We start from the raw sequence: 21,657 nt of genomic DNA on the forward strand, positions 1-21,657 counted from the left end.
TATCAGCACTCCTGATCTTGTCTGGATTGATCTTTTGTGGTTATTTTACCAAGTGGGCTAATTTCTACATACTTAGAAGTATTACCATTCGATATAATGACCTCAATAGAGGAAAGTTCTTGTTTTTGCCTTTGTGCATTGCCATCATCATCTGTATAACCACGAAATAGTTCAGCTGTACCATCAGTTGCAAATATCAGTTGCTTTACACCGTCAATAAGCGTTCCCTGCCATTTATTACTTGTACACACGAACTTTTTAAAAGACAAAGTTTGCTCATCAGGAACAGACCAATATAGTGTATTTGTACTAGAGGTACCTATTTGCCCTAAATTTACCATCATTCTTTGTCGATGTAAGATTGCATCATAACGTGCCTGTAATAAGACTTTTTCTAAATCCTTGGTTGAATAGTCTATTTTTTGCTGAGCCCTTACAGCTTTGAAACTTGGCGCTGCAATTGAAGCCACAATCGCCAGCACAGCAATCGTTACCATCAATTCTATTAAGGTGAATCCTCGATTTTTCCCCATCGCTCCGCACCCAAGAAAAACTTTTACTTATATTAATAATAAACTTATCTCTTACAGAACCAATACAAAGCAGATAAGCATCATAAAAAAACGGATGGAGTGTCGTCCATCCGTTTTGAGTTCACATTTTTCTATACAAATTAGGCCTGTATCACCTGTATTCGTAACTCTTTGGGTAGGCTAAAAGTAATATTTTCCTCGCGACCTTGAAGCTCTTGCGGAGGAGTCGCACCCCAATCCTGTAAACGCTGAATGACCTGCTTGATGAGAATTTCAGGCGCGGATGCACCAGCCGTCACACCAATTTTACTGTCTGACTTAAACCAATCTTTTTCTAGTTCTTCTGCATTATCAACCAAATAAGCTGATTTACCCATACGCTCAGCCAGTTCACGCAAACGGTTTGAATTGGATGAATTCGGAGAACCTACCACCAACACTACATCACATTGTTCCGCCAAATCACGTACCGCATCTTGACGATTTTGAGTGGCATAACAGATATCATCCTTACGCGGTCCCATGATCATCGGATATTTTTTTCTCAGAGCATCAATCACTTTCGCTGTATCGTCGATTGAAAGTGTTGTTTGGGTTACAAAAGCAACTTTTTCAGGATGTTTGACAACTAACGCTTCCACATCATCTTCATCTTCAACGAGATAAATCTCTCCACCTTTGGATTTATCATATTGCCCCATCGTACCTTCAACTTCTGGATGGCCTTCATGCCCTATTAAAATAGCTTCTGTGCCTTCACGAGCATATTTAGTGACTTCAATATGAACTTTGGTCACCAACGGGCAAGTAGCATCAAATACTTTTAGACCGCGACGTTCTGCTTCTTGTTGTACGGCTTTTGATACGCCATGAGCGCTAAAGATTACAATTGAATCATCAGGAACTTGGTCCAGCTCATCAACAAACACTGCACCTCTTTGACGTAAATCATCGACTACAAATTTATTGTGAACGACCTCATGTCGTACATAGATCGGTGGATTGAAACATTCTAATGCACGATTGACGATCGCTATAGCACGGTCAACACCAGCACAAAAACCTCTTGGATTGGCCAACACGATTTCCATAACAACCTCTCTCATCATTTGAATATTTATGCCAAGCTATTTCGTTTAGCGGCACGCTACACTACAATAGCCAAGATATTTTATCATATCAGGAAAAATATCATGTCGGGTCTATTGTTTGTCGTTTCTGCGGCATCAGGAACAGGCAAAACATCTCTTGTAAAAGCCCTACTCGATCGAGTCAGCAATCTACACGTTTCTGTCTCACATACTACGCGTGGACAACGCCCTGGTGAACTTGATGGTGTTCACTATCATTTTACTGATACTGAAACATTTTTAGAGCAAGTAGAACAAGGTGGTTTTATTGAGTACGCTGAAGTATTTGGTAATTATTACGGCACATCTCAAGCAAAAGTAAAAGAACAATTACAACAAGGTCACGATGTTTTACTCGAAATTGACTGGCAAGGTGCTGAACAAGTTCGTCGCCTTTTCCCTGAATCAAAACAAATTTTTATTCTCCCTCCAACCCAGTATGACCTAAGACAACGTCTTTCAAACCGTGGTACGGATTCAGTCGATGTGATCGAACATCGCCTCAGTTGTGCAGTTGAAGATATGCGCCATTTCGCTAGTTTTGACTATGTCATTATCAATGATGATTTCAACAAAGCTGTGCATGATCTCGAAGCAATTATTACGGCAAATCGTTTAGTCACTCTGCAACAAAGCAGTCGCCATCAAAAGTTGATTGAAAACTTAATTACACTCAATCGCGAATAACTTGAGTCTTGAGCAAAAGCCTTTTATACTATTTAGTCTTTTCAAGTGTAATGTTCAAACGAGACAACTTATGGCACGTGTAACCGTTGAAGATTGTTTAGACCATGTAGATAACCGCTTCGAGTTGGTACTGGTAGCGAGTAAACGTGCACGTCAATTGGCACGTCAAGGCATGGAACCAACTGTTGAGTGGGATAATGACAAGCCAACAGTCGTTGCATTACGTGAAATTGCGATTGGTCATGTAACAAAAGACATCTTAAAACAACGCGAACAAGACTACCAAACATCAAATCTTGATATGGTATTGTCTACAAATTCTTTGAATTTAGAAGGATTTACATTTTAAGTAAATCTGCTCGCATAAAGAAGCCCAATGTGAAGACACTGGGCTTTTTTGTTTATTGAAAATTTGGATTCAAATTGATAAAAGCAATCGGTTTAATTGAAAAAAATTCATATTTTTTCCAATGAACAAATTGACAAGTTTATCAATATGCTTTTCATTAGAAGCTAAGCAATTCAATATCGAAATTTAAGTTATATAGGTGTTTTCTATGCCAGGCGAAGAGGTCAGCCAAGCCAAGCAACAACTCAAAGTCATCATTGAAGCCTATCTCAAAGATAGCGAAATTCAGTGTGTGCTTGCTGCCTGTGATTTTGCCGATTTAGCGCATAGTGGTATCACTCGAAAAAGTGGTGAACCTTATGTACTGCATCCTATAGCTGTAAGTTGCATACTTGCACATATGCGCTTGGATGCCGATACTTTGATGGCAGCCTTATTACATGACGTTATTGAAGATACCGCATTTACCAAAGATGAAATCGGACAAAAATTTGGAATAGTTGTCGCCGAATTAGTCGATGGTGTAACAAAATTAAGCCACTCCAGTGATAAAGAATATAACAAAGCCGCTTCTTTCCGGAAAATTCTGCAAGCAACCTTACAAGATCCTCGTGTCATTATTATTAAATTAGCCGATCGTTATCACAATATGACGACCTTGGATGCTTTACGCCCCGATAAAAGAGCACGTATTGCACAAGAAACTTTTGATATTTTCGTACCGATGGCACGTTTGGTTGGTATGAATGAGATGGCTGATAACTTGGAACATCTCTGTTATCAAAATCTTGATCTTGATATGTTTAACGACGTACAAGCAGCCCTACTTGCAACAAAACCAAAGCGCTGTGAATATCAAACAGTATGGGAACAAAAACTAACTGATTTATTAAAGACATACGACTTAAAAGGCCGTATTAAAAAGAAAAACAATAATATTGAATTGCTACGCCATTTTGTAAAAAATGAAATAGACTTAAATGAATTAAGCCACAGCCATGCCTTTGAAATTATTTTAAACAGCATTGCTGATTGTGATCGCTTCGTCGATGCACTCAAAGAGAACTTCCAAGTTTTACAATACAAAGATCACATCCGACGTCCACTTCCAGGTGGCAACCAATCGTTAATGATCAAATTAAAAGGTGAAAAAACTACACTTTCACTCACCATACAAACCGAACTTATGCGTAAAGCCGCTCGCTTTGGTGTGGTTTTAGGTGAGAACGCGCCTCAAGCTTGTCGTTCAGCCATTCAAGCCTCTATGCAGAACTTGAACACCCTCATTGATGGTGAATGCGCAAAAACTACTTTTAGTGATTTGCTTGATTATTTACATCAAGAAAAAATTTGGGTCTACACACCTCACGGACAGTTACATGAACTACCACAGGGCGCAACTGTTGTAGATTTTGCCTATTCTGCCAGCTTATTTTTAGGTAATCATGCTGTTGGTGCAAAGGTTGATGGTGAAATTCGCCCTTTATCAACACCCTTACACAGTGGACAGGTTGTTGAAATCATTACTGATGTACTCGCCACCCCAAACCCAGATTGGCTGAGTTTCATTAATACGCAAAAAGCTCGACGTGCTCTCCAAAACATGCTCCGAGAGCAAGACATAGATGAACAACGTCTTGTTGGTCAACAAGCTCTTAATCGCGCACTAAAACTTTTCCACCGCTCAATAGATGATCTTTCTCAAACGGATTGGATTAATGTATTGGAGTGGCGTCATTTAAGTAGCAAAGATACCTTGTTTGAGCAAATTGCAGTGGGCGACTTATTGCCTCAACTAGTTGCTAACCATTTGTTTGCGCAAGATCATCATACACAGCACCAAGCAACATCAGACCGTTTGATCTCAGGCACAGAAGGTGTCGATGTCAAATATGCACACTGTTGTAATCCTGTTCTCGGTGATCCAATTCAAGGGCATTTATCTCGAAGAGGATTAATCGTCCATCGTTCACGCTGTCGTAATTTACTACATGAGCAGCATCTTCATCCTGAAAATATTATGCCCCTACATTGGCAAGCTGAAGAAGTTGATGATGTTCGTTTTAGTGCCTATCTATGCATTCATATGATGATGAATGATGAACAAATTTCCGATCTGATCTACCAGTGCCGAAAAGCTAAAACTGGCGTAGAGATGGTGGAATCACAAGATCATAAAACTTACGTCAATATAGTCGTCAGTAACCGTAATCAGATCGCGCAAATTATCCGTGATTTACGAATGCATTTTGGATTCCCTCGAATAGAACGCCTCAATATGCCAATTGTGCAAACTGAAATTGCCAAAGTATAAAATCTAACACTTATCCTCACTAGCAGATATAAATCATGACAATAATCGACTGCGACTCAGCAGTCGTAGGCAGTTTCGTGGGCGATCTTTTGTGTTAAAGTCACATTGTTTTATGATAAAAACGACATAGGAGAGCTTAATGTCACGTCAAGTAATTCATACTGAACATGCGCCAGCTGCGATCGGAACGTATTCTCAAGCAATTTTAGTCGGTAATACGCTTTACCTTTCAGGCCAAATTGGCTTAGACCCTTATAGTATGGAACTTGTGGATGGAATCGAAGCTCAAATTCGTAGAGTATTTGACAACCTAAAAGCTGTATGTACTGCAGCGGGTGGAAGCTTAGCAGATATCGCAAAACTCAATATTTTCCTTACAGATTTATCTCATTTCCAACTTGTGAATCAAATCATGGGCGAATACTTTGCACAACCTTACCCTGCTCGTGCAGCATTGGGGGTTGCTAGCCTTCCCAAAGGTGCATTGGTTGAAATGGATGGCATCGTTATTATTAACCAATAATCTATAAAAAAATTAAATACTTAATTAATAAATTGCATTTTTAATTGGTCATCAATCTCGAGAGGAATTCCGTGTATAACTCGGATTTCCTCTCAAATGATCTTTTTTTATTCAAATTCTCAATAAGAATATATTCACTATCAGAATGAAATTCATTGACAAACGATAATAATTATCAATAATATCAATTATCGCATTAATATTTGTGGATCACTCCCATGTATGTTTGTTTATGCCGTGGAATCACAGACCAAGATATCAAAGATGCTGTTGCAAATGGCGCTGAAAGCTATCGTGAAATTCGTGATTTACTCGACTTAGGCACTTGTTGTGGTCGCTGTGTTCCTGAAGCTCGTTCAATTATCAATGAAGAACTCGCTGAAATTGCAGCACGTATTTCTGTCGCTGCATAACTCCTTTCAAATATTTTAATAATAACCCTGCTTTAACTACCACTATTAAAATTAAGTCTTACTTTAACCTTCTCTATGCAAATGAGACTCACATCATCTGCTTTTGATTGTGATTTTCATTTGCCGTTCAATAAATTACTCGCGCCAAATCCATTTGTTGATTAATATAATCTAAATTGCCTTAGCGATTAGGGTATTACTGGATGTTTACGGAGTAAGTGCAATGAAAGGCAATCGTGAAGTCATTAATCAATTGAATCAGGTGCTTTATCACCATTTAACTGCGATCAACCAATATTTTTTACACTCGCGTATGTTCAATGATTGGGGAATTGAAAAATTAGGTTCAGCTGAATACAAAGAATCTATTCGCCAAATGAAACATGCTGATAAGATTATTGAACGCATCTTGTTTCTTGAAGGTTTACCTAATCTGCAGCACTTAGGCAAACTTTATATCGGACAGCACACAGAAGAAGTCCTAAATTGCGACATTCGCAAAGTTAAAGAAAATATTGAAGCACTCAAGCAAGCTGTAGAGCTATCAGAAACGCAACAAGACTATGTAACACGTGATTTAGTTCAAGAAATTCTAGAGAAAGAAGAAGAATACTGGGATTGGTTAGATACTCAATTAGATCTTATTGAAAATGTTGGCATTGAAAACTATATTCAAAGCCAACTTTAAAACATATAAAAAAAGAGCGACTTAATGTCGCTCTTTTTTATCATTTAAACTATTGATTTAACTCAATAATGTCAGCCAAACTCACATCTTTTTTATACAAACGATTAAGTATGTAAAGGTATTTCTCAGCTTCCTTATTTTGCTGATTGTAGACCAATACTTGTGCAAATTTCTTCAAGTTATACGGTGTCGCCTTATTCTTCACCATCTCAGCAAATTCACTTAACTGCGCTTCAGAAAACCTTGTTTTAGGATCTAAGGCTATCCAATCTAAACGCTTCTGAAATTGTGTTAATAATAAAATTCTTGAGCTACCCAATATTTCTTCGGTAGGTTGTTTACCTTTAAAGATAAGGCGACTGTTATCCTGAAACAGTTTGTAATCCCGCCAGATCAACAAAAGAACAATGACACTGATCAACCATACACAACGCACGACATTTTTTTGAATGGTAATACCTTTTAATTGCGGTGTTTGTGCTTGAATAAGCCCCAGCAAGAAACCCATTGGCAACAGAAAATACGCATAACGCTGCGGGAACTCCAACATAGCATGAATCAAAATCGCACAAACCATCATAATCGCGATAATTGAGGTACTATCTTTTGCCGTCTTGTTTAACCATAACAACCATAGAGATAAATATCCAATAATCAAAACACCAAGCGGAACACCATTCCAAATTAAAAGATCAAGGACAATGTTGTGGGCGCTATTAAACCAAACTTGAACAGTATTAAACTCAATACTCTCGACTACAGCGATACTTGTTTGATTCCAGCCGTAGCCAAACCAAGGACGTTCTGCAATCGCATGCAGAATTTGCATCCACATGCCTAACCTTTCATGTCCTGAACCTGCTCTTTGAACAATAGAAGCTGTATGAGCCACTCCCGTACCCAAATTAGAACTCATAAACTGCGTTAAATATGGAAGTAAATAGCCCGCAATCACAAAATACAATAAAGTCCATAGAAGCAATTTAGGGAAGTTAAAGCGCGGATTATTTTTATGCTGCTTATAAATCCAATAAAAAAAGAAAAATATACAAACAATCCATGCTGTTCTTGATTGCGTCAATGTAATTGTAAACAATAGGATTAGAGAAGAAGGGATAAGCAACCATAGAGATACTTTTCTTTTCTCATATAGATAAAGCCCACCCATCAATGCCATCACCAAAAAGGTCGATAGATTATTAGGTTGTCCAAAATTAGCGTAAGGGCGGTTCCCTCTTAACCCCATGATTCCATAAATATAGGATTCAAGATTTAACCATTGGACTACCGCCATAAAGCTACTCAGCAATCCAGCAATTAAAACAACTAAGCTAAAGCCAATCATAAGCTTTTCACGATTTTCAGCCTGTAGTGATAAGTTATATCCACATAACATCATCAGCCAAAAAGTAAAAAGATAGGCAAAACTTAGAAAGGCAACACTTAAATCTACTATTAACCCGGAACAAAACTGAAGTAGCGGCAATAAAACAATGATCAACATCAGAATTTGAGGACGCGGAATTTTGATCTCTTTTATTAGAAACAAAGTCATTACAGCAAAGGCTGCACCAAAACTTGCAAGCTCACTTGAGAAGGTTACCCAAGGATAGGTATGGAAAGGAGAGAGCCAACCGAATGCTATGAGTACACTTGCAATTATTAAACAGAAGATTTGCATACTTTAAGGGGGAATAGAGCTTTGACGCATTATACACCGAAGCTCTTTTCTACAAATTAAAATCAGAATCCAATGATTACTGCCAAGGACGCAAATCTACAATTTTAACGACTTCGCCTTTTTCTTTACTTAGATTATCATTTGAAGTGTAACACCATGTTGTTGACATGATACCTGACTCGGACTTTTAATTCTGAGTTTAGGGCATAACCCTCAGTCACAATTATTAGGAGTAAATCTGTCTGGTAAATTTTCAGTATGACAACTATATATTCCTGTATTAGTTCTGGTTAGATAAATCTCAGCATTATTCCCAATAATATCCATAGGATGTAACTGGCATCGAATCGCTTTTACAGCCAATCCAGTTGAGTCTGGTAAGTTAATACTAATACGACATTGTTTCGTCATACTCGGTAAACTAAGTGCCGATGGATCTATAACACCTCCATAATTCTGATTAACCAGTAATTCATAAGATGTTCTACCACTCGTTATTTCATGTAACGCTGTAGTCACTTTAGCTCGTACTGTATACATTTGATACATCGGCATAGCGATTGTTGTTAATATGCCAATAATAGCAATTACAATCATCACTTCAATCAGTGTGAATCCCTTATTACTCATCAGCTTCCCCTATATATTTACTTTAATACATACAAGAATAATGCCAAAAAATTAATCAATATTTTTCAATAATTTAAATAATTAAATATATTTCAATTAACAATTATTGTCATATTCTTACTGCAAATATTAATGCGCTTAATGATATATAAGAGATAAAAAACAAGAATAAAAAAACGCATCTAGATAGATGCGTTTTTTCACAAACTAATATTACAGAGTAGTATCTTCACTACAGCTACTTGGACGTACAGACTGATCTAAATTAGATGTGCAAGACCAATCACCAGTAGCAACTGTATAAGTAAATGCAACTTTTTTACCTGCAATTTTATCATTAAGACCACTACCTGCTGGCTTGAATGTTGCAATTAATTTACATTGTGTTGTGCCTGTAGGAACAGCTGTAATACCACTCACATACTTACCGGATAAAGTGTACCCATTAGCTGAGTTAAGAGCACCTGCTGGTATAGCTGCTACAGCTGGAGGACCAACCTGTGCAGCGACAGCAGCATTTGTACTACATGCATTCGCTAAACCAGAAGAACCTGTAATATCAATCAACGGTGTCTTTAAACCACCTAATAAACTTAAAGCTTCTGAAGCTTGTGAACGCGCGATATAGTTCTGATATGCAGGAATCGCGATAGCAGCCAAAATACCGATGATTGCTACAACGATCATTAATTCAATAAGAGTAAAACCCTTTTGCATTGATTTCATAACATTTCTCCAATGTATAAATTTTTATAAGCTTTTATTAGCTACTTGTATTCAGCATGTTCTATGCCAGTCCTTAGCTTATCGAATTTTAACCCAAAAAAACAGAGACTTAAAACATTATTCAGCATGAACAAAAGCCCCTCTTTTTTTGACAAAAAGAAATAATAAATGACAAAATATGTCACCATTTGGCAAGCTTGAGACCTTACCTAAGAACTTTGTACTGTTTTTTTAGTGATTTTCGCAATTAAAAGAGAATTTAATCACAGAGTTTTACTTAACTTTTTTTCTAAAAAATGTTGAATAAATAGACCATTTATCGGAAGATAAACGGTCTAATCGAAATAGGTTGAATTGATTTTTGAAAAAATAGACTAACAAAGGCTCAGTTTATAATATATGGCTCGTTTGGAAGCTCATTGTTCACTTCATATTTATTATTTTTACCGTAAAACTCATCAAGCACTGAACCAATCTGCTCCACTCCATGTTTAACAGCTGCTTGATATTGTTTCGCAGTCAAAAGGCTGATCATTTCCTGACAGATTTGAGTCCAAATATGTGTTTGTGTTGCATTCTTCAAACCACGATCAATCAAAATCTCAACTTTACGCTCACACAGATTTAAATAAAGCAGCACACCACTATTCAACTCGGTATCCCAAACACCTAATTCTGCAAAGAGTTGCTGCGCACGTAAACGTGTATTTTGGTAATAAGCTTGTGAACATGGTATATGACCTTCAATTACCACCTGAATTTCGCCTACATGACCTTTTTCTGCTTGCTGTACTGCTCTAGCGATCTCTTGTCGATCTTGTTTATTAAAATACCGATGTGCCGATGAAACATAAAAAAAATGCTTTAACCAGCGTTTTGCACTAGGTTGTACAGATTCATCTAGCTTTGGTTGCGTAATAATTTCTGTTGTATCTGTTTTAGTTACCATGATCCTGAGGCACCTCCCCCTCCAAAGCTACCGCCACCACCGCTATAGCCACCACCACTACCGCCAAATCCTCCACCTCCGCCTCCGCGTCCTCCACCAGACAAGAAAGCTTGAAAAATCAGTTGAGCAAGTGATGTGATTAATAAAAAGAAAATACCCACGCCTAGCAGCAAACTCATAAGGATACCAGCACCATTTACCAAACCTGCAACTGTTGCAGCAACAGCAGCAGTAGATGCACTTAATCGTTTACCGACAATGAACGATCCTATGACACCCGCAATTAAAATAAATAGCGCCATCGTAAACGTATTATCTTTCGCTTGTTGTGCTTGGATTGCCTGCTCATGTCTCTCTTTGAGCTCTTGAGCAGATTGTTGAGCGATCTCTGGATCAAGATTCACAATACGGGTAAGCTCATCCAAACCTGACGAAATCCCTTGTGCATATTGACCTTGTTTAAAATAAGGCGTGATCTGATTTCGAATTATTCGGCTCAATACTACATCGGGTAATACACCCTCCAAGCCATAACCTGTCAATATTTGAATTTTACGATCATTAATCGCAATCGCCATTAATAAACCATTATCACGCTTGGCTGAACCTAATTGCCATTTTTCGCCTGTACGCAAAGCAAAATCAAAAATGGCTTCTTGTCCTGTCGTTGGCACAATAATTACACCGATTTGAGCTTTGCCTTGTTGATATAAACTCAGAATTTTTTGGTTAAGTTGCTGTATTTCAGCCTCACTCAATACCTTAGCTTGATCAATAACAGGCTGATTTAAAGTTGGTAAACCACGTATAGATTCCCCATCCGCCATATCATTGGCAACTGTAGGTAATACGGGAGCCTGTTCTGTGGTTGTCGATGACTTATTTTGTTGCTGCTGTTGCTGAATCATTTTTCCAGCAACCACTAGATCACCTTGATCTGTCGCAGTGGCGGTCTCAGCCCAGGTTGTATGTTGAAAACAAAGCATTGCAAAAATGATGGTTAAAACATATTTTAATTTTTGCTTTAACTTGATCAACATACGCCCCTCCTAAGCCGAAAACAATTTCAACGATTAATTAAATGAAACTGTTGGCGCCTGTTGTGCAGATGAGTCTGCCTTAAAGTTTTCCTTGGTTTTCATCCCAATCACTTTTGCTGTCATTGCTTGTGGGAACTGACGCACATATGAATTGTAATCTTGCACTGTCGTAATATAACGGTTACGAGCAACCGCGATTCGATTTTCTGTACCTTCCAATTGTGCTTGTAAATCACGGAATTGTTCATTGGCTTTTAAATCTGGATAATTTTCAGAAACAGCAATCAAACGAGATAATGCACTTGTCAATTGACTTTGTGCTTGTTGATATTTTTCAAATAGCGCTGGATCTTCTAAAACTTCTTTATCTACTTTTAAACCCGCAACATTCGAACGAGCTTGCGTAACCTCTGTGAGGACTTGCTCTTCATGTTTGGCATAGCCTTTCACTACATTGACAAGATTAGGCACAAGGTCAGCACGGCGTTGATACTGGTTTTGTACTTCAGACCAGGAAGCATTGACCGCCTCATCTTTCACCTGCAAGGTGTTATAGCCACAGCCTGTGAACAATAAGGTGCTTGCCAATACAGTTGCGAGCGCAGTTTGTTTGATCACTTTCATAAAAATTTATCCTCAGGTTTTTCTTTATATTTTTGCGATAATTCATTGTAATGTGATTTTTTGTTCTCTGTGTAACATTTATTTGTTGAAATCTTTATATCATTGCATAGAATCTTCGGAGAACTGTAACCGTCGTACGGTAATCCCCAATGCCTTGAGGCAATTTAAATAATTTTCTCTGAATTTGCATTTACAAGAGCCATCTTTATTGCCTGCACAATTTCCTGATTGGTCTTTGAAAATCACGCTGAAAAATGATCAGGGACAGGGCAAAATAGCTTATACGATTTGCCAAAACTACCAAAAAGATAAGGTGAAAATAGTAGAGCCTGCATAATGCAGGCTCTACTTAGACGTGTTTTACAATATTTTCTGGATTAAACACCAAGGTAATCTAAAATACCCTCGGCAGCTTGACGACCTTCCCAGATAGCAGTTACCACAAGATCAGAACCACGCACCATATCTCCACCTGCGAAGATTTTTGGATTAGAGGTCTGGAACTTAAACTCTTGCTGTTCAGCTGCCACTACACGACCTGAACCATCTAAGCTCACATTCGCAGAACCAAACCAATCCGCAGGGCTTGGACGGAAACCGAAAGCAAGCAATACTGCATCAGCTGGTAAAACTTCTTCAGAACCAGGAACTGGCTCAGGGCTACGACGACCACGGCTATCAGGCTCACCCATCTGTGTAGTCACGACTTTTACGCCTGTTACCTTGCCATTTTCACCAACAATTTCAATTGGTTGACGATTGAATAGGAATTTCACGCCCTCTTCATAGGCATTCTTTACTTCACGCGCAGAACCCGGCATGTTGCTTTCGTCACGACGGTAAGCACATGTCACATCATGTGCACCTTGGCGTAATGAAGTACGGTTACAGTCCATCGCAGTATCACCACCACCAAGAACAATCACCTTTTTACCATCTACACTGATGTATTCGCTTGGATCTTTTTCCCAGCCTTGGCAACGATTTACATTCGCAATTAAGAAATCTAATGCATCGTAAACACCATCAAGATCTTCACCAGGGAAACCACCTTTCATATAAGTGTATGTTCCCATACCCATGAATACTGCATCGTATTCAGCAAGCAACTGTTCAATCGTTACATCGACACCAATTTCAGTATTCAAACGGAACTCAATGCCCATCCCCGTGAAGATTTCACGACGACGTTTCATCACATCTTTTTCCATTTTAAATTCTGGAATACCGAATGTAAGTAGACCACCAATTTCAGGACGTTTATCGAATACAACTGGTTTTACACCACCGCGTGCAAGAATATCTGCACAACCTAAGCCTGCTGGACCTGCACCAATAATTGCAACTTTTTTATTCGTCCATTTAACGCCAGACATATCTGGGCGCCAGCCTAGAGCAAAGGCAGTATCGTTGATATATTTTTCAGCATTACCAATCGTTACTGCACCAAAGCCGTCATTTAAAGTACAAGCACCTTCGCATAAACGGTCTTGTGGACATACACGACCACAAACTTCTGGCAATGTATTGGTTTGGTGGCAAAGTTCAGCTGCTTGAAAAATTTGACCTTCAGCAATCAGTTTTAACCAGTTTGGAATGTAGTTATGTACAGGACATTTCCATTCACAATATGGGTTACCACATCCTAAACAACGATGAGTCTGGTTTGCAGCCACTTCCGCTGTAAAAGGTTTATAAATTTCCACAAACTCTGCTTTGCGGACAGTAATATCTTTTTTCTCTGGATCTTGACGTGGTACATCCAGAAATTGAAAGTCATTATTGAGGCGTTCTGCCATGTCTCTCTCCGTGGGTAGGCGCAGCGATGTCTCTCATCTCTGCACCTGCCTATGTCTTTGCAGTCGTGGAATTATTGTGGATCAGCTTGGGTTGTTTTCAAAAGCGTTTGCAAATTAGCAGCTTTTGGTTTTACAAGCCAGAACTTACGACTATAGAAGTCGAACTCATTACGGATTTTATATGCCCAAGCACTACCTGTTTCTTTGATATGTTCATCAAGGATACGCAGTAGATTTTCTTTGTGATCTTCCATCGACTCGGTAGAGATACGATTTAGGTCAATCAGCTCATGGTTGTAGTAGTCTACAAAGTCATTATCAAGGTCAAGTACGTAAGCGAAACCGCCTGTCATACCCGCACCAAAGTTATGACCAACTTTACCTAAGACAGTTACCACACCACCTGTCATATATTCACAGCAGTGATCGCCAGCACCTTCAATTACCGCAAAAGCACCTGAGTTACGAACAGCGAAACGCTCACCCGCAGTACCCGCAGCAAATAACTTACCGCCAGTCGCACCATACAAACAAGTGTTACCGATGATTGCAGTATTTTGTGTTTGGAACGGTGAACCTTTTGGTGGGAAGATCGAAACGCGACCACCCGCCATGCCTTTACCAACGTAATCGTTCGCATCACCTTCAAGTTTGATATGCAGACCACCTGCGTTCCAAACACCAAGTGACTGACCAGCTGTACCAACAAGATTCATAACAACTGGGCTGTTTTCCATACCTAAGTTGCCGTAACGACGTGCGATCTCACCTGATATACGTGCGCCAATTGAACGATCACAGTTACCAACAGTGAAATTAAATGAACCGCCTGTACCTGCTTCAATCGCTGGTAGCATTTCAGCAACCATTTTCTCAGCCAATACACCTTTATCAAATGGTGCATTACCTTGAACTTGGCAATACTGAGCTTTACCTTCAGCAGATGGATGTGAAGTCAATAAAGCACTGAGATCAAGATGAGCATGCTTTTCAGTTTCACCTGGTAAAACTTCAAGCAAATCAACGCGACCAATCAAATCTTTAAGTGATGCAACACCTAGAGCAGCTAACCATTCACGTGTTTCTTCTGCAATAAATTTGAAGAAGTTAATCAACATTTCTGGTTCGCCAATATAGTGTTCTTGACGTAAATGATCTTGCTGAGTTGCAACACCAGTTGCACAGTTATTCAAGTGGCAAATACGAAGATATTTACAACCTAATGCGATCATTGGTGTAGAACCGAAACCAAAGCTTTCAGCACCTAAAATTGCTGCTTTGATTACATCCAGACCTGTTTTTAAACCACCATCAGTTTGTACACGCACCTTACCACGCAAATCATTTACACGAAGTGCTTGATGCGCTTCACTTAAACCTAATTCCCAAGGCGAACCTGCATGGTGAATTGATGAAAGTGGAGATGCCGCTGTACCACCGTCATAACCAGAAATGGTAATGAAGTCAGCATAAGCTTTTGCAACACCTGCTGCAATCGTTCCAACACCTGGCTCAGATACCAGTTTTACCGATACCATTGCTTGAGGGTTGACTTGCTTCAAGTCAAAGATCAACTGAGACAAATCTTCAATTGAGTAAATATCGTGGTGTGGCGGTGGTGAAATCAAAGTCACACCTGGTACCGAGTAACGTAAACGTGCAATTAAGCCATTCACTTTACCACCTGGTAACTGACCACCCTCACCTGGTTTTGCACCTTGTGCCACTTTAATCTGCAAAACTTCAGCAGAAGTTAAGTACGCTGGTGTTACACCAAAACGGCCTGATGCAATCTGTTTGATTTTCGAGTTACGAATCGTGCCGTAACGCGCTGGGTCTTCACCGCCCTCACCTGAGTTCGAACGACCACCAATTGTATTCATTGCAATTGCAATTGCTTCGTGTGCTTCTGGAGATAATGCACCCAAAGACATACCAGCAGAGTCGAAACGCGGAAGGATATCTTCAATGCTTTCAACTTGATCAAGCGCAATTGAATTTGTCGTTTTTAATTTGAATAAGTCACGAATCGTAGCCACAGGACGGTTATTCACCAACTCTGCATATTCTTTAAAGTCTTGGTATTGACCTGAGCGAACAGCCTTGTGAAGTGAGTTAATCACGTCAGGGTTGAAAGCATGGTACTCTTTACCAAATACAAATTTAAGTAAACCACCTTGATCAATCGGCTTACGGTTCTGCCAAGCAGTTGTTGCCAATTTTTTCTGATCGTTTTCTAAATCTGCAAATGTTGCACCTTGAATACGGCTTGGTACACCAAGGAAACACTTATCAACAACTTCAGAAGATAAACCTACCGCTTCGAATAATTGACCACCGCGATAAGAAGCAACTGTCGAAATACCCATTTTAGAAAGAACTTTCAACAAGCCTTTCTCAATACCTTTACGGAAGTTTGCTTGTGCGTGGATTGGATCACCCAATAACTCGCCTTTAGCAACTAGGTCATTGATTACATCATAAGCCAAGTAAGGGTAAACCGCTGTAGCACCAAAGCCGAGCAATACTGCAAATTGGTGTGGATCACGCGCAAAACCTGTCTCAACTAAAATGTTTGCATCTGTACGCAAACCAGTTTTAATTAAGTGATGATGTACGGCACCTGTTGCCAATGCTGAATTCGCAGGTAAGAAGCCTTCACGGAAGTTCTTATCTGTTAATACGATCAGTGTTTTCCCATCACGAACAGCTTGAGCAGCTTCTTCACAAATACGAGCAATTGCCGCTTGTAAGCCTTCAGCCTCAGCGTAGTTCAAATCAATATCAACAACGCCATAACCTTCGCGCTCTTTTTCCACATCACGAAGCTGCTGCATTTTTGAGTTTGACAATACAGGACTTGAAATAATGATGCGGTCAGCGTGCTCTGGACCTTGTTCAAATACGTTTTGCTCACGACCTAAGCAAGTTTCCAATGACATCACAATCGATTCACGCAATGGATCAATTGGTGGATTAGTTACTTGAGCAAACTGTTGACGGAAATAATCAGATACATGACGTACCTGACGAGATAATACTGCCATTGGCGTATCATCACCCATCGAACCAACAGCTTCTTGACCACTTTCTGCGATAGGACGTAACAACTGATCACGCTCTTCAAATGTTACCATAAACATTTTTTGAGCTGCTTTTAATGCATCGCCAGTTAAACCTTGATCAACTAATTGTTCTTCAAGTTGCGGGTTCGCTTGCAAACGGATTGCGTGATCACGTAACCATTCACGATATGGACGCATGTTTTTAAGATGGTTACTAACATCTTTAGTATCGAGAACTTTACCTGTCAGTGTATCTACAACAAGGATTTGACCAGGACCTACACGGCCTTTAGATACCACATCTTCTGGTTCATAACCCCATACACCGATCTCAGATGCAAGTGTGATGTAATCATTTTTAGTGATCACCCAACGTGCTGGACGCAAACCATTACGGTCAAGCATACAGATTGCATGGCGACCATCTTGAATAACCAAACCTGCTGGACCATCCCAAGCTTCCATATGCTTAGAGTTGAACTCATAGAAAGCACGTAAGTCAGCATCTAAGGTTTCAACGTTTTGCCAAGCTGGTGGAACTAACATACGTAGTGCACGGAATAAATCCATACCACCACCAACTAAGATTTCAAGCATATTATCTAAGCTTGAAGAATCTGAGCCAGTACGGTTAACAATTGGATTTAGTTCAGTTAAGCCTGGAAGTAATGGGTTTTCAAATTTTGGAGTACGCGCCAAAGCCCAGTTACGGTTTGCAGTAATGGTATTAATTTCACCATTGTGTGCAAGATAACGGAAAGGCTGAGCCAATGGCCAACGCGGCAATGTGTTGGTTGAGAAGCGTTGATGGAATACAACGATATGTGATTTTAGACGCTCATCTGCCAAATCAGTATAGAAGTCAGCAATAGCAGCAGGCATCATCAAGCCTTTATAGCTAATCACTGTTGTGGCTAAAGTAGTCACATAAAATAAAGGATCATTTTGTAATTGTTGTTCAGCACGACGACGCGCTAAAAAGAGTTTACGATTAAACTCAACTTCAGTGACACCCATAGGGCAGTTCACTAGAATTTGTTCAAATGCTGGAAGTGATTGCAACGCAATTTCACCTAGAGCATCATTATTTGTCGGCACAACACGCCATGCTGCAACGGTAAGACCTTCAGCTGTAATTTCTTTGTTCAGAATATTTTTGGCATTTTGAGCTAAAGCAGGGTCAATATTTAAAAATACAGTACCCGCAGCAAAAATCTCAGTAAGATTAGTACCTAACTTCTGAGCTTCGTCACGAAAGAACTGTTTCGGCATAGCCAATAGCAATCCGCACCCATCTCCCGTCTTACCATCTGCGGCAATACCACCACGGTGCGTCATGCAACTTAAACTGTGAATTGCGGTTTCCACAAGATGATGACTTGAATCACCCTTCATATGGGCAATCAAACCAAAACCACAGTTATCCTTAAACTCATCAGGTTGATATAAACCTTGAGCGGGAGCTACAGTATTAGGCGATGGCATGTGCATAGCGTACCCTTCTTTCAACATGGCTCTTTCGAGCAACAAACAATCAATTCATTTTCTGCGATATTGCCGATCAACTCATATAAAGTTCAATGCTTCGCGAAAACATTTTTTCTGGCGGATTTGCAATATACGCTGTTCTGCTAGGAGATTCAGCGCATTTCACCATACAAAGTGTTTTTAGTTATTACACCTTCACACTTCTTTGTAAAGCACAAAAACTTTACATTTCACCAAAATAATGAATCATTTAGCACTAAAAAGAGCAATGAGCAGATAAATTAGCACCACAACGATGCAAAAAATATGCCACAAAATTATAAATTTACTAAATCATTAAAAAAGTTAAAATAACTAAAAATTATAAAGATATGCGACGTTTCCTTTTAGAACAAAATTGCACCAAAAAAAAGCTTAATGCAACAATTTTGAACTATTTTGCACCATTTTAATGCAATATTAATTAAACGGATCCGTTACCTCTCTTCCGGAAGAATCTGAATTTTCTCTTATTTTTTCAGGAGTTGAGCTGTTATTTTGTTGATTAGACTGACTTTGTCTAACATTAACCACATTACCTTGTGCATCGCGCTGAGTCACCGTTGTAGTCACAGTTGTCGATGTATTTACACTCTGAGTTGTAGCGGTATTTGATGAACCCTTCGCCTGCTGCCCACTCATCAACAAAGTTTCATCTATTTTAGGTAATGCTGCTGGCTTCAAACGCACTTCAAATAACTGATTCGAAGCTGATTTTAACTCATCTGAGCCTAAATCATTTACATAAGACGTATAAGTAGATAATTGCTGAATGGTCGGATGTATTGACTTTGGTAGAACTAAATTAAGTTGGGAAAATTGACGTTTAGCTTCTTCAGCGTTTGGGAAAAGACCATATGTCAATACATATTGTTCAACCTGTTGATCACCACTCAAACGAAAATAACTAAATTTATTCCGATCTGCACGACTCAACAAAAAGTTTTTAACAATTGCCTCATCTGAACTACGAAAAATTTCAACAACCCATTGACGTTGATTTTCACTGATAAATTTTGTTCCACGGAATTCAGGCGCATGTTCATTCGACACAACAACACGAGTAGTTAAATCTAGCGGTTTAACCTCATTCGTTAATGCACCTAAATTCGTAGTCGCTGTTACTTTTTCAGCCTTAATTTCAACCTGTGCTTCATTTTTAGAAGGGTGATCCACCTCAACAAGCGCATCACGATCCGTTACAGCCCAAAATATCAGTGCAGCCACCAAACAAGCGATTGAGAAAAAAAGCCAGCTATACTGTTGAATATTTTGCCAAATTGATCGTGACACAGCCATATTACCCTAATTTTAATTACGCGCTTTGGTTTGCAAGAATCGCTTGTTTCATCAGCTCAACATCAAAATCCTTAGTGATCACTGCTTGTCCAAGTTGTTTCAACAAAACCAAACGCAATTGACCATTCAAAACTTTCTTATCATGTGCCATATAAGCTAAGAATTCTTCAAGAGGAATTTTTGGACATGATATCGGTAAACGAGCACGTTGAATGATTTTTTTTGTACGCTCAAGATCTCCCCTTGAGATCCAACCCAAACGTTCAGACAAATCAGCAGCCATCACCATACCCGTAGCAACAGCTTCTCCATGCAACCAAACACCGTAACCTAAATAAGACTCTATTGCATGCCCAAATGTATGTCCTAAATTCAACAAAGCTCGCTCACCTTGCTCTTTCTCATCATTTGCAACAATTCTAGCCTTATGAGCACAAGAGCGATAAACTGCTTCAGCTAACAGGTTTGCATCTCGAGCAACCAACCCATCCATGTTCTCTTCGAGCCAAGTTAAAAAATCAAGATCACCAAGTAACGCATATTTAATCACTTCTGCTAATCCAGCCGACAACTCTCGATCAGGCAAAGTGTCTAACTGCACCATATCAGCCAGCACCACTTGTGGTTGCTGAAAAGCACCCAGCATATTTTTACCCAGTGGATGATTAATTCCTGTTTTACCCCCAACACTCGAGTCCACTTGCGACAATAAAGTTGTAGGAACCTGAATGAAATTTACACCACGTTGAAAACAAGCGGATGCAAAACCAGCCATATCACCTACAACACCACCACCTAAGGCAAGCACTGTACAATCTCGATTAAAACCCGCTTCTAATAAAGCATTAAAAATCAGATTCAAATGCTCAATATCTTTATACTGCTCACCATCAGGTAAGATACAAGTTGCAACTTGTTTATCTAATTGCTCTAAAGCTTTAACATAATGCTCCGCGTATAAAGGTGCGACAGTTGTGTTAGATACCAACATCACTTGTCGTCCGTGCAGATAAGGTTCAAGTAATCTCTTGGGATCTAAATGATTACCAATAAAAATCGGATACCGACGATCCCCCAACTCTACATGTAACGTCTGCATAGCATTAACCACTAAATAAATTACTTGACTTGTTTAGATAAAATTAACTGAAGAATTCTTTGAGCTAAATCTCTTGCTGCACCTTGATTTGTTTCAATAATATAATGAGCAACTTCGCGATAGAGTGGATCTCTCGCCTCTAGCAATTCTCTAAGTTTCTTTTCAGGATTTTCAACTTGAAGTAATGGACGATTTTTATCACGATAGGTACGCTGCAGTTGAAGTTCTACAGGCGTATAAAGATAAACAACTATTCCTCGCTGATGAAGGAATTGACGATTTTCTGCTTGAGTAACTGCACCACCACCTGTTGCTAGAACTAATGATGAACGAGAAGTTAAGTCATTTAATACATTTGTCTCGCGTAAACGAAATCCCACTTCACCTTCTTTTTCAAATATCCATGGAATGGTAGCGCCTGTTTTACGTTCGATTTCATGATCACTATCAATAAAATCACGACCTAACAATTCTGCTAAATGCCGACCAACTGTTGTTTTACCTGCCCCCATTGGCCCTACCAAATAAATATTTGGTAGGGATTCAAACGCTTTGCTTGGCAACGCGCCACCTATATTCAT

Annotated in this window: 19 protein-coding genes; 6 read left to right on the forward strand and 13 right to left on the reverse strand. The window is 39.3% G+C overall.

The window, feature by feature from the left end; all coding sequences use genetic code 11:
• Positions 1-2: 2 nt before the first annotated feature.
• Together F948_RS12890 and ispH are read right to left on the reverse strand one after the other, a co-directional pair.
• Positions 3-533 carry a pilus assembly FimT family protein gene (locus tag F948_RS12890; protein WP_004909569.1) on the reverse strand — a complete coding sequence of 177 codons (531 nt, stop codon included), beginning with the start codon at positions 531-533 and terminating at the stop codon, positions 3-5.
• 140 nt (positions 534-673) lie between these two features.
• The gene (ispH, locus tag F948_RS12895; RefSeq protein ID WP_004909571.1) at positions 674-1,624 is read right to left on the reverse strand and encodes a 4-hydroxy-3-methylbut-2-enyl diphosphate reductase; all 951 of its coding nucleotides are present in this window, start codon (positions 1,622-1,624) and stop codon (positions 674-676) included.
• A gap of 102 nt (positions 1,625-1,726) precedes the next feature.
• Between ispH and gmk the strand changes: the two genes are divergently transcribed.
• From gmk to bfr, 6 genes are all read left to right on the forward strand, one after another.
• On the forward strand, positions 1,727-2,350 hold the full coding sequence (gene gmk / locus F948_RS12900) for a guanylate kinase (RefSeq protein WP_004909574.1): 624 nt from the start codon (positions 1,727-1,729) through the stop codon (positions 2,348-2,350).
• A 70-nt stretch (positions 2,351-2,420) separates the two neighbouring features.
• The gene (gene rpoZ, locus F948_RS12905; protein ID WP_004909577.1) at positions 2,421-2,699 is read left to right on the forward strand and encodes a DNA-directed RNA polymerase subunit omega; all 279 of its coding nucleotides are present in this window, start codon (positions 2,421-2,423) and stop codon (positions 2,697-2,699) included.
• A gap of 208 nt (positions 2,700-2,907) precedes the next feature.
• Positions 2,908-5,013 (forward strand): RelA/SpoT family protein, encoded by a 2,106-nt coding sequence (locus F948_RS12910; RefSeq protein ID WP_004964561.1) that lies wholly within the window; start codon positions 2,908-2,910, stop codon positions 5,011-5,013.
• A gap of 139 nt (positions 5,014-5,152) precedes the next feature.
• Positions 5,153-5,536, forward strand: coding sequence for a RidA family protein (locus tag F948_RS12915; protein ID WP_004964563.1), 384 nt, complete (start codon positions 5,153-5,155; stop codon positions 5,534-5,536).
• A 218-nt stretch (positions 5,537-5,754) separates the two neighbouring features.
• The gene (locus tag F948_RS12920) at positions 5,755-5,949 is read left to right on the forward strand and encodes a bacterioferritin-associated ferredoxin (RefSeq protein ID WP_004909583.1); all 195 of its coding nucleotides are present in this window, start codon (positions 5,755-5,757) and stop codon (positions 5,947-5,949) included.
• 223 nt (positions 5,950-6,172) lie between these two features.
• Complete coding sequence (gene bfr, locus F948_RS12925; RefSeq protein ID WP_004909585.1) at positions 6,173-6,637, forward strand: heteropolymeric bacterioferritin subunit Bfr; 465 nt, start codon at positions 6,173-6,175, stop codon at positions 6,635-6,637.
• Between the two features lie 49 nt (positions 6,638-6,686).
• Here the strand turns inward: bfr and F948_RS12930 are convergent, their stop codons facing one another.
• The 11 genes from F948_RS12930 to aroK all read right to left on the reverse strand — a co-directional run bounded on the left by F948_RS12930 (position 6,687) and on the right by aroK (position 21,657).
• Complete coding sequence (locus F948_RS12930; RefSeq protein ID WP_004964569.1) at positions 6,687-8,318, reverse strand: PglL family O-oligosaccharyltransferase; 1,632 nt, start codon at positions 8,316-8,318, stop codon at positions 6,687-6,689.
• A 213-nt stretch (positions 8,319-8,531) separates the two neighbouring features.
• The gene (locus F948_RS12935) at positions 8,532-8,948 is read right to left on the reverse strand and encodes a pilin (RefSeq protein WP_004964574.1); all 417 of its coding nucleotides are present in this window, start codon (positions 8,946-8,948) and stop codon (positions 8,532-8,534) included.
• A 213-nt stretch (positions 8,949-9,161) separates the two neighbouring features.
• The gene (locus tag F948_RS12940) at positions 9,162-9,665 is read right to left on the reverse strand and encodes a pilin (RefSeq protein WP_409360452.1); all 504 of its coding nucleotides are present in this window, start codon (positions 9,663-9,665) and stop codon (positions 9,162-9,164) included.
• Between the two features lie 394 nt (positions 9,666-10,059).
• Complete coding sequence (locus tag F948_RS12945) at positions 10,060-10,623, reverse strand: TPM domain-containing protein (protein ID WP_004964578.1); 564 nt, start codon at positions 10,621-10,623, stop codon at positions 10,060-10,062.
• Complete coding sequence (locus F948_RS12950) at positions 10,617-11,663, reverse strand: TPM domain-containing protein (protein WP_004964581.1); 1,047 nt, start codon at positions 11,661-11,663, stop codon at positions 10,617-10,619. Before F948_RS12950 ends, F948_RS12945 begins: the two co-directional genes overlap by 7 nt.
• A gap of 33 nt (positions 11,664-11,696) precedes the next feature.
• Positions 11,697-12,287: a LemA family protein gene (locus F948_RS12955; protein WP_004678771.1), complete on the reverse strand. Its 591-nt coding sequence runs from the start codon at positions 12,285-12,287 to the stop codon at positions 11,697-11,699.
• Positions 12,288-12,664: 377 nt separating this feature from the next.
• The gene (locus F948_RS12960; protein ID WP_004777487.1) at positions 12,665-14,086 is read right to left on the reverse strand and encodes an FAD-dependent oxidoreductase; all 1,422 of its coding nucleotides are present in this window, start codon (positions 14,084-14,086) and stop codon (positions 12,665-12,667) included.
• A gap of 71 nt (positions 14,087-14,157) precedes the next feature.
• A complete protein-coding gene (gene gltB, locus F948_RS12965) occupies positions 14,158-18,636 on the reverse strand; it encodes a glutamate synthase large subunit (protein WP_017397426.1) in 4,479 nt (1,492 codons plus the stop codon).
• A 462-nt stretch (positions 18,637-19,098) separates the two neighbouring features.
• Positions 19,099-19,977: a hypothetical protein gene (locus F948_RS12970; protein WP_004964589.1), complete on the reverse strand. Its 879-nt coding sequence runs from the start codon at positions 19,975-19,977 to the stop codon at positions 19,099-19,101.
• 16 nt (positions 19,978-19,993) lie between these two features.
• Positions 19,994-21,076 carry a 3-dehydroquinate synthase gene (gene aroB / locus F948_RS12975; protein ID WP_004964593.1) on the reverse strand — a complete coding sequence of 361 codons (1,083 nt, stop codon included), beginning with the start codon at positions 21,074-21,076 and terminating at the stop codon, positions 19,994-19,996.
• A 20-nt stretch (positions 21,077-21,096) separates the two neighbouring features.
• Complete coding sequence (aroK, locus tag F948_RS12980; RefSeq protein ID WP_004909618.1) at positions 21,097-21,657, reverse strand: shikimate kinase AroK; 561 nt, start codon at positions 21,655-21,657, stop codon at positions 21,097-21,099.

The organism is Acinetobacter junii CIP 64.5, assembly GCF_000368765.1.
Classification (GTDB): Bacteria; Pseudomonadota; Gammaproteobacteria; order Pseudomonadales; family Moraxellaceae; genus Acinetobacter; species Acinetobacter junii.